Source organism: Stenotrophomonas lactitubi (assembly GCF_002803515.1).
Taxonomy (GTDB): domain Bacteria; phylum Pseudomonadota; class Gammaproteobacteria; order Xanthomonadales; family Xanthomonadaceae; genus Stenotrophomonas; species Stenotrophomonas lactitubi.
The window spans coordinates 2,889,537-2,903,607 of the sequence record NZ_PHQX01000001.1; the positions used below are offsets into that span (position 1 = coordinate 2,889,537).

The window sequence follows — 14,071 nt, forward strand, 5'->3', positions numbered from 1 at the left end:
TTCGCGCCGGGTGCGTATTAACCCGGCGCAAACGCATGTACGACCCTTCTCCGACATGCCAGTGACGAGCATGGCCGCGGATTCCCGTAACGGCCCCTTCCCTGCATGCCCGCTCGTCCTCTTGCCCCGGCAGTCTCCTTCGCGCCATCGCTGTTGGCGTCGCGTTTTGCCGTTACCCATCTTTGGCTGCCCTCTGTCATCGGCATTGCGGTGTTCACCCTGCTGATGGGCTTCGGTGGCGACCAGTGGCTGGCCGACCATCTGTTCCGCCTGGAGGGCGGTCAATGGGCCCTGCAGAACAGCTGGCTGACCCGTTCGGTAGTGCATAAAGGCGGCAAATGGTTGAGCACCGCTGCGGCCTTGGTGGTGATGCTGCTGTGCTTCCACCACTGGCGTCGTGGTCGTGATCGCACGCTGCGCTGGGCGCTGCTGTATGTGGTGATTGCCATGGCTCTGGGTACGGGCGCGATTTCCCTGCTGAAGTCGCTGGTGCCGATGGACTGCCCGTGGGATCTGCTGCGCTATGGCGGACACGAACCGTTCGTCGGCCTTTTCAGCAACCGCCCGACCGGCATGGCCGCCCGCGCCTGTTTCCCCGCCGGCCACGCAAGCGCGGGATACGCGTGGCTGTGCCTGTATTTCTTCGCTCTGCTGTGGCGACCGTCGTGGCGCCGGGCCGGGCTGTGGATCGGCCTCGGCAGTGGCCTGGTGTTCGGCATCGGTCAGCAGCTTCGTGGCGCCCATTTCCTTTCGCATGACGTTGCTACCGCGTTGATATGTTGGCTGCTGTCGCTGGGCCTGTACCTGATGGTCCGCCGCCAGTTGGACCGCTCGACCCGCCAGGAGGCGATTGCATGAACGCATCGGTCCAACGTTCCTTCCGGTTGCCGACACTGGCCAGCATCCGCGCATGGCGGCCACAGCTGTCCACCGAAGCGCTGATCATTCTCACCAGCCTGTTCTTCGCTGTGGCCGGCAATGGCCTGTTCTGGCACAGCGCCATGGCCAGCCATCCGGGCAGCCTGCGCTATGCGCTTTCGCTGCTGTTGCTGCTGCTGGGTGCACACGGCGTGCTGCTGGGCATCCTGGTGTGGCGCTGGAATGCCAAGGTGGTGATCAGCGTACTGCTGCTGGTCACCGCGTTCGCCGCGCACTACATGAGCCGTTACCACATCTATCTGGATGCGGACATGCTGCGCAACGTGCTGGCCACCGACCCGAAGGAAAGCCGCGAACTGATGACGGTGTCGCTGCTGTGGCCGGTACTGCTGCTGGCCGCGCTGCCGATGGTGGTGCTGTGGCGCGTTGAACTGCGCCGCCGCAGTTGGGGCCGCAGCCTGCTGTGGCGCATCGGCTTCCTGCTGGTGGCTGCGGCCACCGCACTCGGTGGCGCGCTCGTTTCATTCCAGGATGTATCGGCCCTGATGCGCAACCAGCGCGAAGTGCGCTACCTGGCAACGCCCGCCAATGTGCTGCTGGGGCTGCCGCGTGCGCTGCGCGGCGACAACCCGGTGCAACGCGCGCCGAAGTTGCCGATCGGTACCGATGCCAAGGCGACCCCGCGCGCACCGACCAGCAAGCCACGTCTGCTGGTGATCGTGATGGGCGAAACGGTACGCGCGCAGAACTGGGGCTTGAATGGCGGCCGCAATACCACGCCGGAGCTGGCCCAGGCGGCAGTGGTCAATTTCCCGGACATGCACTCATGCGGCACCAGCACGGAGGTTTCGTTGCCGTGCCTGTTCTCGCCATGGGGACGCCACGAGTACGACGAAAAGAAGATCCGCGCGCACCAATCGCTGCTGCATGTACTGAACCGCGCGGGCATCGCACCGCTGTGGCGCGACAACCAGTCCGGCTGCAAGGGCGTATGCGAGGGCCTGGACTTCCAGTCGCTGTCGGATGCAACCACGCCGGGGCTGTGTGCCGATGGCCGTTGCATGGACGAGATCCTGCTGCAGGATCTGGCCACCCAGGTACGTGCGCGCCCGGGTGACCGGGTGGTGGTGATGCACCAGCTGGGCAACCATGGCCCGGCCTATTTCGAGCGCTACCCGCCCGCCTTCCGCCGCTTCACCCCGACCTGCGATACCCGCGACATCGGCCGCTGCACGCGCGAAGAAATCACCAACAGCTACGACAACGCCGTGCTGTACACCGACCACTTCCTGAGCAAGACCATCGGCACGCTGCAGGGCCTGCAGGATTACGACACGGCGATGATCTACCTGTCCGACCACGGTGAATCGCTGGGCGAAAAGGGTCTGTACCTGCACGGCGTGCCATACGCGATCGCACCGGCCGAGCAGACCCGGGTACCGATGACGATGTGGTTCTCACCGGGCTTTGCCAGCAGCCGTGGGTTGGACCTGCAGTGCGTGCGCAAGCGCTCGGCCAGCTACACCGACCACGACAACCTGTTCCCGTCGGTGCTGGGGCTGATGCAGGTGAAGACCTCGCTGTACGAGCGTGATCGCGACCTGTTCGCCGGCTGCGAGAGTTAGGGTTTGAAGGCAGGGCTGCGCCCTGCACCCGCAGAGGCCTTCAGGCAACGGCAACGGCCGAAGCAACAGCAGAAGCGGGTTTGCTGTGGGTTGGCGGGGTGGGTCCGGTGGCGGGAGACGCCGTAAACCCGTCCATGGGGGCTTGGCCGCGGCATCCATGCCGCGGACACTCCCGCCACCGGACCCACCCCGCCTTCGACAGTTGGCCGCAATCTGTCAGGCCATCTCTCGGGGTCAGATCCGTTTTCCGGAGGAAAACGGATCTGACCCCGTTTTTATTGTCGATACCTGACAGATGTGTCGACCAAGGTCGACACCCACCAACAGCCGCGGAGATCTGTCAGAGGTGGGGCGGTGTCGGAGTGCGGGGTGTCAGCCGCATGGATGCGGCTGCCAAGCCCCCATGGATGGGTTTACGGCGTCCCCGCAGTCCGACACCGCCCCGCCATCCCACGGAATGCGGCTTTGGCTTTGGCTTTTGATCTGGCCTCTGCGGGTGCAGGGCGCAGCCCTGCCGACCTTTGCCACTTGCGGTAGCAAGCCCTGCCCACTAGCCTTCGGCGGTCGTTCACCACCCAAGGATCGCCCGTGAAACACCGTCATCTCCTGCTGGCCGCGGCAATCGCCGCCGCTACGCTGGCCCTGGCCGCCTGCAAGAAGGAAGCTGCCCCAGGCACCGATACCGCCAGCAGCAGCGCACCGGCCGGCGAAACCGCTGACCAGTTCGTGGCCCGCATCAATGCCGAATTCAAGGCGGCCTACCCGGAGATGACCTCAGCCCAGTGGCTGTCCTCCACCTACATCAACGGTGATTCAGAGCGCATCGCGGCCAAGGCCAACGAGCGTTCCCTGACCCAGCTCAACAGCTGGATCGAGCAGGCCGGCAAGTTCGACGGCAAGCCGATGAGCGAGGACAGCAAGCGCGCGATCCACCTGCTGAAACTGATGTCGTCGATGCCGGCACCGCGCGACCCGGCCAAGCTGGCCGAACTGACCCAGATCGCCACCCGCATGGAAGGCAGCTACGGCGCAGGCAAGTACTGCACCGACGCCAACGATCCGAACTCCTGCCGCCAGCTGGGCGAGCTGGAGCAGGTGCTGGCGCGCAGCCGCGACTATGACCAGCAGCTCGATGCCTGGCAGGGCTGGCACAGCACCACCAAGAGCATGCGCGGTGACTACCAGAAGTTCGTCGGCCTGGTGAATGAAGGTGCCAAGGGCATGGGCTTCACCGATGCCGGGCAGATGTGGCGCAGTGGCTATGACATGCCGCCGGAGCAGATCGGCCCGGAAACCGATCGCCTGTGGGAACAGGTCAAGCCGATGTACGAGCAGCTGCACTGCTATGCGCGCGGCAAGCTGGACAAGACCTATGGCAAGGACAAGGCCGAGGTGGGCAACGGCCTGATCGCCGCGCACCTGATGGGCAACATGTGGCAGCAGGACTGGTCCAACCTGTGGGACCAGCTGGAACCGTACCCGGGCGCCGGCAGCCTGGACATCACCGCGGCGCTGGAAAAGCAGTACCAGACCAACCTGAGCGCGGCGCTGGCCAAGGCCGGCAAGGATGCGAACGTGGCCGCGCAGTACAAGGCACAGCGCGAAGCCGAACTGCGCACGGCCAAGCAGATGACCGAGCGTGCGCAGGACTTCTACGTGTCGCTGGGCATGCCGTCGTTGCCGCAGTCGTACTGGGACAAGACCCAGTTCATCAAGCCCGACGACCGCGACGTGGTCTGCCACGCCAGTGCCTGGGACATGAACATGGAAGGCGACGTGCGCACCAAGATGTGCATCAAGCCCAACGAAGAGAACTTCACCACCATCTACCACGAGCTGGGCCACATCTATTACGACCTGGCCTACAACCCGCTGCCGCCGCTGTTCCAGGGCGGTGCCAACGATGGCTTCCATGAAGCGATCGGCGACACCATCGTGCTGGCGATGACGCCGAAGTACCTCAGCTCGATCGGGCTGGTCGACGCGCCGACCGAGAGCCGCGAAGCGGTCATCAACAACCAGATGCGCATGGCGCTGTCGGGCGTGTCGTTCCTGCCGTTCGGGCTGATGATCGACCGCTGGCGCTGGGGCGTGTTCGATGGTTCGATCACCGCAGACAACTACAACAAGGCCTGGTGGGACCTGAAGGCCAAGTACCAGGGCGTGGCACCGGCCACCACCCGTGGCGAAGAGTTCTTTGATCCGGGCGCCAAGTACCACGTGCCGGGCAACACCCCGTACACCCGCTACTTCCTGGCGCGCATCCTGCAGTTCCAGTTCTACAAGGGCCTGTGCGATGCCTCCGGCTTCAAGGGCCCGCTGCACGAGTGCACCTTCTACGGCAACAAGGAAGCCGGCCAGAAGTACTGGGCGATGCTGAGCAAGGGCGCCAGCCAGCCGTGGCAGGCCACGCTGAAGGAACTGACCGGCTCGGACAAGCTCGATGCCGGCCCGATGATCGAGTACTTCAGCCCGGTCAACGCCTGGTTGAAGCAGCAGAACGAAGGCCAGATGTGCGGTTGGCAGGCCAACGCGGCTCCGGCAGCGGCGGCGAAATGAAAGAAGGGGCGGGTCCGCGAGGATCCGCCCCTTTTGATCCGGTAGCGCCGGGCCATGCCCGGCGACTTTTCATCACACCGCTGCGCTCGCCGGGCATGGCCCGGCGCTACCCGCGATGACGATCAGTTGCTCTTCTTCGCCGCCAGCTGCGCGGCCAGGGCGGCCTTGAATTCCTCGAAGGTCTGACCCTTCTCGTTGGCTTCGGCCTGCGCTGCATCGCGCAGCGCATCCGAATAGATCAAGCGCACCGGCGTGCCCTGCCGTTCGTGCAGTTCACCGGCCTGCATGATCAGCGCCAGCACCTGCGCCGCACTTTCGCTCTGGCCGGCAATGCGGCCATCCATGCCCAGCACCCATTCGCCATCGCGACGGACGACGCCGGCCAGCAGCGTGCGCTGGCTGTCGCGCAGTTCGGCGTGCGGCTCGACGGGCGAGGCAGTGGCGGCGGCCTTGTTGGCAGCCTGCTGTTCCTGGCGACGGCGCTGGTCGCGGCGGGATTTAGAAGAGGTCGACATCAGTGGGGCTTGCATTGCGGGGGCGCAAGGATAACCCACGCCCCCTGCATGCTGGTTCACACCGCTACGGCATCCACTCAGTCCAGCACCCGCCCCTGCCGCCAGTAGCCCATGAAAGTGATCGCGCGGCGATCCAGGCCGCAGTCCTTCACCAGATACCGGCGGATCGCCATCACCGCGCCGGCCTCGCCCGCCACCCAGGCATACATCGCGCCGTCCGCACTGGCATCAGCCTGCTCCCACAGGATCTGCGCGTCGACGTCGATCTCGTCCAGTTCTGCGCCCTCGGCCACGGCCGAGGCCGCCGCCAGCCGCGCCTGCACGGCCTGCAGCAACCGCTGCCCATGAACCTCCTGCTCGCGCGGCAACCACACCAGTTCGGCCGTGGCCGGTGCCTTCAATGGCACCGCATCGCCCGCCTGGGCGATCTCCAGCAGGGCCAGCGTGCGCGGCGGATCGGCCAGCCCGGCCAGTTCCTCGAGGATGCCGGCCACTGCCGGCAATGCCGTCTCATCGGCCACCAGCAGCACCTGGCCGACCCCGGCTGGCGGCTTCCATTCCCAGCCTTCGCTGCTGTCCGCGCAGTCGGCGTCAGGGGCCAGCAGCACCACGCGGTCGCCCGGCCGTGCGTGCGTGGCCCAGCGCGAGGCCGGTCCGGTCTCGCCATGCAGCACGAAGTCGACGTCGACCTCGCAGTCGCCGGCGCGCAGTTGGCGGATGGTAAAGGTGCGCATCGGCGGCCGCGCGTCATCGGGCAGTGCCCGGTAACGGGCGTACCAGTCTTCGCCGCTGGGCACGTCCGGCGCATCCTGGCCGGGCAAGGGGAAGAACACCTTGATGCGTTGGTCCGGGCCTTCGGTCTTCATGCGCGCTACGTCGGCGCCGGTGAACACCATGCGGTCCAGGGAAGGAGAAAGAACGCGGCGCTCCTTCAGCGCCACCTCGAACAGGCGGTAGGTCTGCTGCGCAGCCATGCGGGTACCTCATACGGCGACATCGGAATGGCTGGCTGTCGTGCATCCACGAACCGGCTCGCTGGAAACCCCAGCCTAATCCCTGCCCGCGGCGCCGCAACGGGCCCGCGCGTGATGGCGCACCCTACCCCTGCGCGACGCTCAAAGCGCCGTGCCGGCTGCCTCTGCTGCGCGCTCGCGCTGATGTTCCCAATACCAGAACACGAAGCCGGCCGCGAAGAAGGCCGCCTGTCCCAGTGCCAGATGCAGCGGGCTGTCGTGCAGCAGTGGCGATACCACGCCGGCCACCACGGTGCTGATCATCAGCTGCACGAAGGCCTGCAGCGACGAGGCCAGGCCGCGCTGCTGCGGATACATGTCCAGCACTGCCAGCGCCAGGATCGGGAAGATCAGCGCCATGCCCATGCCGCCGAGGAAGATCGGCATCACCGCCCACGGCAGCGCGAACTGCGGCGCCAGGCTGACGTAGCCGATGTTCAACACGGCAGAGACCGCACACAAGGTAAAGCCCAGGGCCACCTGCCGCGTCGGTGTGCTGTGCCCGGCCATGCGCCCGGACAGGAACGAACCGGTGGTCATGCCGCCGATGGTGGGAATGAACAGCCAGGCAAAGCCGCCTTCACCCAGATGCAGGTGCTGCATCACGATGGCCGGCGCCGAGGAGATGTACAGGAAGATGCCGCCGAAGCCGATGCTGCCGGCCAGCGCCAGGCGCAGGAAACGCGGGTTGAAACCGATGCGCACGTAGTCGCGCATCAACGTGCGTGGCGACAGTGCGACCCGTGCCTCCGCCGGATGGGTTTCCGGCAGGAAGCGCGCGGTGGCCGCCAGCAGCACCAGCGCGAATACCACCAGGAACCAGAAGATCAGCGGCCAGCCGGCACCGCTGAGCAGGATCCAGCCGCCGATGATCGGCGCGATGGCCGGGGCGATACCGAACAGCATCGACACCTGGCTCATCAGCCGCTGCGCGTCGTGGCCGTGGTACAGATCGCGGATCACCGCGCGGCCGACGATCATGCCGACACCGGCAGACAGGCCCTGCAGTGCGCGGAACGCCAGCAGCGTGGTCAGGTCGGTGGACAACGCACAGCCAACCGAGGCACCGACGAAGATCACCAGGCCGCCGAGGATCACCCGCTTGCGTCCCCACGCATCGGACAGCGGGCCGTGGGCCAGGCTCATCAGGCCGTAGAACAGCAGGTAGACGCTGATGGTCTGCTGCACCGCCACCTCGTCCACCGCCAGGCGCTGGGCCAGCTGCGGAAACGCAGGAAAGATGGTGTCGATCGAGAACGGACCGAACATGGCCAGGCCAGCGAGCAACAGGGCCATGCGGCGGGTGGAAGGAGCAACAGCGGCGGTCATCGGGCAAGCGTCCGGCAGGGCCATGCGTGACACGCACGGCGGGCGCCGATCCCCTGCAGCAGGGACGGCGCCAGATGAATACGAGAATCCGACCATCATAGGTGGGGAATGCGTGCGACGCCATGCACGGGTGCACAGAACGCACGCCCGGGCCATCGGCCATTCAGGCCTGTGAGGCCGCTCCGGGCCACCGTCGGGCACCGGCAAGAGGCTATAATCGGCGGGCAACACGGTGGGAGAAGCAGGTCACCGCTGCCGAAGGCGCAACGCCCGTAATCGCTCAGGCCCGATACCACCCGTAACAGAACTCTGGAGAGACCGGTTCGATCCGGCGCCGAAGGGGCACGAAGCTGCGGTTTTCCGCGCTTTTAAACTCTCAGGCAAAAGGACAGAGGGGCGCCCGCAGACCGCCGACCGGCGGCTTGTGCCCGTGCGTGTGCCCTTTCCTGACGGATCCTTCGCCATGTCCCAGAACACCCCTTCCCTGCGTGAGCTCGAGCACCATTCGGCGTTCGTCGAGCGCCACATCGGCCCCAACGATGCCGAGATCGCGCAGATGCTCGGCGTCATCGGCCACGCATCGCTGGATGCGATGACCGATGCCATCGTCCCGGCCAAGATCAAGTCGCCGGCACCGCTGGCGCTGCCGGAGTCGATCACCGAAGTGCAGGCGCTGGCGAAGATCCGCGCGATCGCCGACAAGAACACCGTGCTGCGCAGCTTCATCGGCCAGGGCTATTACGGTACCCACACGCCGAACGTGATCCTGCGCAACATCCTGGAAAACCCGGCCTGGTACACCGCCTACACCCCGTACCAGGCGGAAATCTCGCAGGGCCGCATGGAAGCGCTGATCAACTTCCAGACCCTGTGCGCCGACCTGACCGGCATGGAAATCGCCAACGCCTCGCTGCTGGACGAAGCCACGGCCGCCGCCGAAGCGATGACCCTGGCCAAGCGCTCGGCCAAGTCGAAGTCGGACACCTTCTTCGTGCACGACGCCGTGCACCCGCAGACGCTGGAACTGCTGCGCACCCGCGCCGAGCCCATGGGCATCGTGCTGCGCGTGGGCACCCCGGCCGAAGCGCTGGAAGCGGAAGCCTTCGGCCTGCTGCTGCAGTACCCGGACACCTTCGGCCAGGTCGGCGACTACAAGGCGCTGGTCGATGCCGTGCACGCGCGCGGCGGCCTGGTGGCCGTGGCCACCGACCTGCTGGCACTGACCCTGCTGACCGCCCCGGGCGAATGGGGTGCGGACATCGTGGTCGGCAACAGCCAGCGTTTCGGCGTGCCGTTCGGTTTCGGTGGCCCGCATGCTGCGTTCATGGCCTGCCGTGACGCCTACAAGCGTTCGATGCCGGGCCGCCTGATCGGCGTCTCGATCGACGCACAGGGCAACCCGGCCTACCGCCTGACCCTGCAGACCCGCGAGCAGCACATCCGCCGCGAGAAGGCCACCTCCAACATCTGTACCGCACAGGTGCTGCTGGCAGTGATGGCCTCGATGTACGCCGTCTACCACGGTCCGGAAGGCCTGACCCGCATCGCCCGCCGCACCCATCGCCTGGCCGCGATCCTGGCCAGCGCGCTGCGCACCGCCGGTGTGCAGGTCGGTGCCGACTTCTTCGACACCCTGCACGTCACCGGTGTCGACGCCGATGCGATCCATGCCAAGGCCCGTGCTGCCGGCTACAACCTGCGTGCAATCGACAGCAGCTCAGTCGGCATCAGCCTGGACGAGACCACCACCCGCGCCGACATCGTCGCCGTGGGCGCGCTGTTCGGTGCCAACGTTGATGTGGACGCGCTGGATGCCAGCACCGCCGACGCGCTGCCGGCCGGCCTGCTGCGCCAGTCCGCGTTCCTGACCCACCCGGTGTTCAACACCCACCACAGCGAGCACGAACTGCTGCGCTACCTGCGTTCGCTGGCCGACAAGGACCTGGCGATGGACCGCACGATGATCCCGCTGGGCTCGTGCACCATGAAGCTCAACGCCACCGCCGAAATGATCCCGGTGACCTGGCCGGAGTTCTCGCAGATCCACCCGCTGGTGCCGGCCGAGCAGGCGCTGGGCTACAAGGAACTGATCGATTCGCTGGAAGCGATGCTGGTCGAGTGCACCGGCTACGACGCGGTCAGCCTGCAGCCGAACTCCGGTGCGCAGGGCGAGTACGCCGGCCTGCTGGCGATCCGCGCCTACCACCGCTCGCGCGGCGAAGATCACCGTGACATCTGCCTGATTCCGGATTCGGCGCACGGCACCAATCCGGCCTCGGCACAGATGTGCGGCATGAAGGTCGTGGTCACCAAGACCGATGCCAACGGCAACGTCGACGTCGAGGACATCCGCCTCAACGCCGAGAAGTACAGCGACCGCCTGGCCGCGATCATGATGACCTACCCGTCCACGCACGGCGTGTTCGAGGAAGAGGTGGTGGAGATCTGCGAGATCATCCACAAGCACGGCGGCCAGGTGTACACCGACGGTGCCAACATGAACGCCCTGGTCGGCGTGGCCAAGCCGGGCAAGTGGGGTTCGGACGTTTCGCACCTGAACCTGCACAAGACCTTCTGCATCCCGCACGGCGGCGGCGGCCCGGGCGTTGGCCCGTGTGCGGTCAAGTCGCACCTTGCCCCGTTCCTGCCGGGCAAGCTGGGTGACAACGGTCCGGTCGGCATGGTCAGCGCCGCCAGCTTCGGCAGCGCCTCGATCCTGCCGATCAGCTGGATGTACATCGCGATGATGGGCACCGAAGGCCTGCGCAAGGCCACCCAGGTCGCCCAGCTCAACGCCAACTACATCGCCAAGCGCCTGGCCCCGCACTTCAAGACCCTGTACACCGGTCGCAACGGCCTGGTCGCGCACGAGTGCATCCTGGACGTGCGTCCGCTGGAGAAGACCAGCGGCATCGGTGCTGAAGATGTGGCCAAGCGCCTGATCGACTTCGGCTTCCATGCCCCGACCCTGAGCTTCCCGGTGGCCGGCACGCTGATGGTCGAGCCGACCGAAAGCGAATCGCTGCACGAGCTGGACCGCTTCATCGACGCGATGATCCAGATCCGCGAAGAGATCACCGCGATCGAAGACGGCCGCCTGGACCGCGAGGACAACCCGCTGAAGAACGCGCCGCACACCGCCACGGCGGTGACCGCCAGCGAATGGACCCACGCCTACCCGCGCGAGCTGGCCGCCTTCCCGCTGCCGAGCCTGAAGCTGCAGAAGTACTGGCCGCCGGTGGCACGCGTCGACAACGTGTACGGCGACAAGAACGTGATGTGCGCCTGCATCCCGGTCGATGCCTACAAGGACGATGAAGTCGAGGCGTAAGCCTTCGCGGTATCGGTAGAAGAACGGCCCGCGCAAGCGGGCCGTTTTCCTTTCCAGTAGATCCACGCCATGCGTGGATGCTCTGCCATCACGGGTCGGGCACCTGCCCCAGGCTCAACTGCCACGACACGCCGAAGCGGTCCTGCACCCAGCCATAGCGGCTGCTGAACTCGTAGTCGCCCACCGGCATCAGCCAATGCCCGCCGTCGCCCAGCACGCGCGCGGCACGTTCGAACGATTCGGCACCCGCACATTCCACGAACAGCGACATTGAGGGCGTGAACGTGAAGTCGTGCACATCCAGGCTGTCGAAGCACAGGTAGTGGGTGCCGCCGAGCAGGAAAATGGCCTGGCGGACCTGGCCGGGCACGCCCGCGCCCGCCGCGTCAGGGTGGCGCTGCAGGGCCAGCAGGCGGAATTCGGCGAAGGCTTCGGCGTACAGGGCCAGCGCTGCTTCGGCCTGGCCGGTGAACATCAGGAAGGGACGGCTGCGCAGCATGCGGTGCTCCCGTTCGTCGGGCCGGTATGGCCCACGCGATCAGCATCGCACGCGGGATGTATGCCTTCTGTAGAGCCGAGCCCATGCTCGGCTGACGTCTGCCCGAACAGCAGCCGACCGTAGGGTCGGCTCTACAGATCAAGCCTCGCGCATGCGCCGGGCAATGGCGCTGCTGGCCGCGATGGCCGCCGTCAGCGCCACCATCGACAGGAACTGCAGGCGCGTATGCGCCTCACTCAGCAACAGGCCGAAGATCAACGCAAGGATGCCCAGCGCGCACACGGTCAGCCACGGGAAGCCGGCCATGCGGAACGGCAGGCGCGTGCCCAGGCGGTCGGCGCGACGGCGCAGCACCAGCTGCGAAACCAGCGACAGGGTCCACACCAGCAGACAGGTGGAACCGACGATGTTCAGCAGTACCGGCAACACCTTGTCCGGGAACAGCAGTTCCATGATGGTGGCAGCGAAGCCGAACAGGACGCTGGCCAGCACCGCGATCACCGGCACCTGGCGCGGATCGGTCCAGCCCAGCACGGCCGGTGCTTCGCGGCGTTGCGCCAGCGAATACATCATGCGCGAGGCGCCGTAGAGATTGGCATTGAGCGCCGACAGCAGGGCGATCACCGCGATCAGGGTGATGGCCGTGGCCGCACCCGGAATATTGGCGACATCGAGAACCGCGGCGAACGGCGATTTCAACGCTTCGCTGGTCCACGGCACCACGGCGATGATCACGCTCAGCGAACCGATGTAGAACACCAGGATGCGCCAGGCCACGGTGCGGATGGCACGGGCGATGCTGCGCTCGGGGTCTTCGGTTTCCGCCGCCGCAACGGCCACGATCTCGGTGCCGCCGAAGGCGAACACCACCACCAGCAGCGCCGCACCGATACCGGCCAGGCCCTTCGGTGCGAAGCCACCGTGCTCGGTGAAGTTGCTCAGGCCCGGCGAGGCCACCTGCGGCAGCCAGCCCATCAGCAGCGCCACGCCAACGGCGATGAAGGCCAGGATCGCCGCCACCTTGAGGATGGCGAACCAGAACTCGAATTCGCCGAAGTTCTTCACCCCGAGCAGGTTGATCGCGGTGAAGAACAGCATGAATGCCAGTGCCGCCATCGGTACCGGCACCACCGGCCAGACCGTGGCCAGCAACCCGGCCGCGCCCACCGCCTCGGCGGCGATGACGATGACCAGCTGCACCCACCACAACCAGCCCACGGTGGCACCCGCGGTGGCGCCCATGGCATCGGCTGCATACACCGAGAACGCACCGCTGGTCGGCTTGGCGGCGGCCATTTCGCCCAGTGCGTTCATCACGATGATCACCAGCGCGCCGGCCACCAGGTAGGACACCAGCACCGCCGGGCCGGCCGCCTGCACGCCCACGCCGGAGCCGAGGAACAGGCCGGCGCCGATGGCGCTGCCCAGCCCCATCATGATCAGCTGGCGTGGCTTGAGCGAATGGCCGAGGCGGGAGGGCGAAGCGGTCTGATCGGGGGTGGCGGGCATCGGCAGGGCTGGCGGCGGCGACAAGGGCGACACCTTACCGTGTCCTGCCGCCGCGGGGATAGGCACAGCGCAGCAGGGAACTCAGGCCGGTAGCTGCTCGCCGACATTCCCACCAATACGGGCGCGGTAGGCGCGCGGCGAGAAACCGGTTTCAGCCTTGAACTTGCGGGTGAACGCGCTCTGGTCGCTGAAACCGCAGGCCTGGCCGATGCAGGCGATGCTCTCGTTGCCGTGCAGCAGGTGCATGGCCATCTGGATCCGCAGCCGGGTCAGCACCTGCTGCGGGGTCATCTGGAACACCTTGCGGAAGCTGCGCTCCAGCTTGGACAACGAGAATCCGGTGATGTCCAGCAGGGTCTGCATCCGCACGTTCTCGGCGTAGTGCGTATTGAGATGGGCCAGGGCCAGCCGCAGCTGCTCGTACTGGGTGCCCAGGCTGTCCTTCTGGCCGAGGTCGCGGGAGATGCCGATCAGCCCTTCGACCTGCCCGTCGACCACCAGCGGTCGCTTGCAGGTCAGGCACCAGCCCGGCTCGCGGTTGGCGAACAGGTGCAGTTCCATCAGGTTCTCGATCACCTCGCCGGACAGCACGCGGGCATCCTGGTCGACATAGTCCGCGCTCAGGCCGGTGGGGTAGATCTCGGCCGCGGTGCGTCCGATCACGTCCTTGCGCGCACGCAGGCCCAGCCGTCGCAGCATGGTCTGGTTGACGTAGGTGTAGCGGCCCTGGCGGTCCTTCATGAAGAACAGCACGTCCGGAATGGCGTCGAACAGGGCTTCGATGTCGGCGGGTTCGACTCGCATGCGGCAAG

Annotated in this window: 10 protein-coding genes and 1 riboswitch; of the genes, 4 read left to right on the plus strand and 6 right to left on the minus strand. The window is 66.5% G+C overall.

What is annotated here, in order from left to right:
* Nucleotides 1-105 precede the first annotated feature (105 nt).
* The 3 genes from CR156_RS13590 (at nt 106) to CR156_RS13600 (ending at nt 5,063) form a co-directional block, all read left to right on the plus strand.
* Nucleotides 106-858 carry a phosphatase PAP2 family protein gene (locus tag CR156_RS13590; protein ID WP_100553213.1) on the plus strand — a complete coding sequence of 251 codons (753 nt, stop codon included), beginning with the start codon at nt 106-108 and terminating at the stop codon, nt 856-858.
* On the plus strand, nt 855-2,504 hold the full coding sequence (locus tag CR156_RS13595; RefSeq protein WP_100553214.1) for a phosphoethanolamine transferase: 1,650 nt from the start codon (nt 855-857) through the stop codon (nt 2,502-2,504). The genes CR156_RS13590 and CR156_RS13595 overlap by 4 nt, the downstream gene beginning before the upstream one ends.
* Nucleotides 2,505-3,092: 588 nt before the next feature.
* Nucleotides 3,093-5,063 (plus strand): M2 family metallopeptidase, encoded by a 1,971-nt coding sequence (locus CR156_RS13600; protein ID WP_100553215.1) that lies wholly within the window; start codon nt 3,093-3,095, stop codon nt 5,061-5,063.
* Nucleotides 5,064-5,185: 122 nt separating this feature from the next.
* Here the strand turns inward: CR156_RS13600 and CR156_RS13605 are convergent, their stop codons facing one another.
* The 3 genes from CR156_RS13605 to CR156_RS13615 all read right to left on the minus strand — a co-directional run bounded on the left by CR156_RS13605 (nt 5,186) and on the right by CR156_RS13615 (nt 7,920).
* Nucleotides 5,186-5,578, minus strand: a complete 393-nt coding sequence (locus CR156_RS13605) for a hypothetical protein (protein WP_100553216.1) — start codon at nt 5,576-5,578, stop codon at nt 5,186-5,188.
* 77 nt (nt 5,579-5,655) lie between these two features.
* Nucleotides 5,656-6,552 carry a siderophore-interacting protein gene (locus CR156_RS13610; protein ID WP_100553217.1) on the minus strand — a complete coding sequence of 299 codons (897 nt, stop codon included), beginning with the start codon at nt 6,550-6,552 and terminating at the stop codon, nt 5,656-5,658.
* A gap of 141 nt (nt 6,553-6,693) precedes the next feature.
* Entirely contained in the window at nt 6,694-7,920 is a 1,227-nt protein-coding gene (locus tag CR156_RS13615; RefSeq protein WP_100553218.1) for a multidrug effflux MFS transporter, read from the minus strand.
* Nucleotides 7,921-8,219: 299 nt separating this feature from the next.
* Nucleotides 8,220-8,322, plus strand: a riboswitch (glycine riboswitch).
* A gap of 61 nt (nt 8,323-8,383) precedes the next feature.
* Between CR156_RS13615 and gcvP the strand changes: the two genes are divergently transcribed.
* The gene (gene gcvP / locus CR156_RS13620; RefSeq protein ID WP_100553219.1) at nt 8,384-11,251 is read left to right on the plus strand and encodes an aminomethyl-transferring glycine dehydrogenase; all 2,868 of its coding nucleotides are present in this window, start codon (nt 8,384-8,386) and stop codon (nt 11,249-11,251) included.
* An 88-nt stretch (nt 11,252-11,339) separates the two neighbouring features.
* Here the strand turns inward: gcvP and CR156_RS13625 are convergent, their stop codons facing one another.
* The 3 genes from CR156_RS13625 to CR156_RS13635 all read right to left on the minus strand — a co-directional run bounded on the left by CR156_RS13625 (nt 11,340) and on the right by CR156_RS13635 (nt 14,063).
* Entirely contained in the window at nt 11,340-11,750 is a 411-nt protein-coding gene (locus CR156_RS13625) for a VOC family protein (protein ID WP_100553220.1), read from the minus strand.
* 138 nt (nt 11,751-11,888) lie between these two features.
* Nucleotides 11,889-13,259, minus strand: coding sequence for an amino acid permease (locus CR156_RS13630; RefSeq protein WP_100554175.1), 1,371 nt, complete (start codon nt 13,257-13,259; stop codon nt 11,889-11,891).
* A gap of 81 nt (nt 13,260-13,340) precedes the next feature.
* Nucleotides 13,341-14,063 carry an AraC family transcriptional regulator gene (locus tag CR156_RS13635; protein WP_100460033.1) on the minus strand — a complete coding sequence of 241 codons (723 nt, stop codon included), beginning with the start codon at nt 14,061-14,063 and terminating at the stop codon, nt 13,341-13,343.
* Nucleotides 14,064-14,071: the final 8 nt, after the last annotated feature.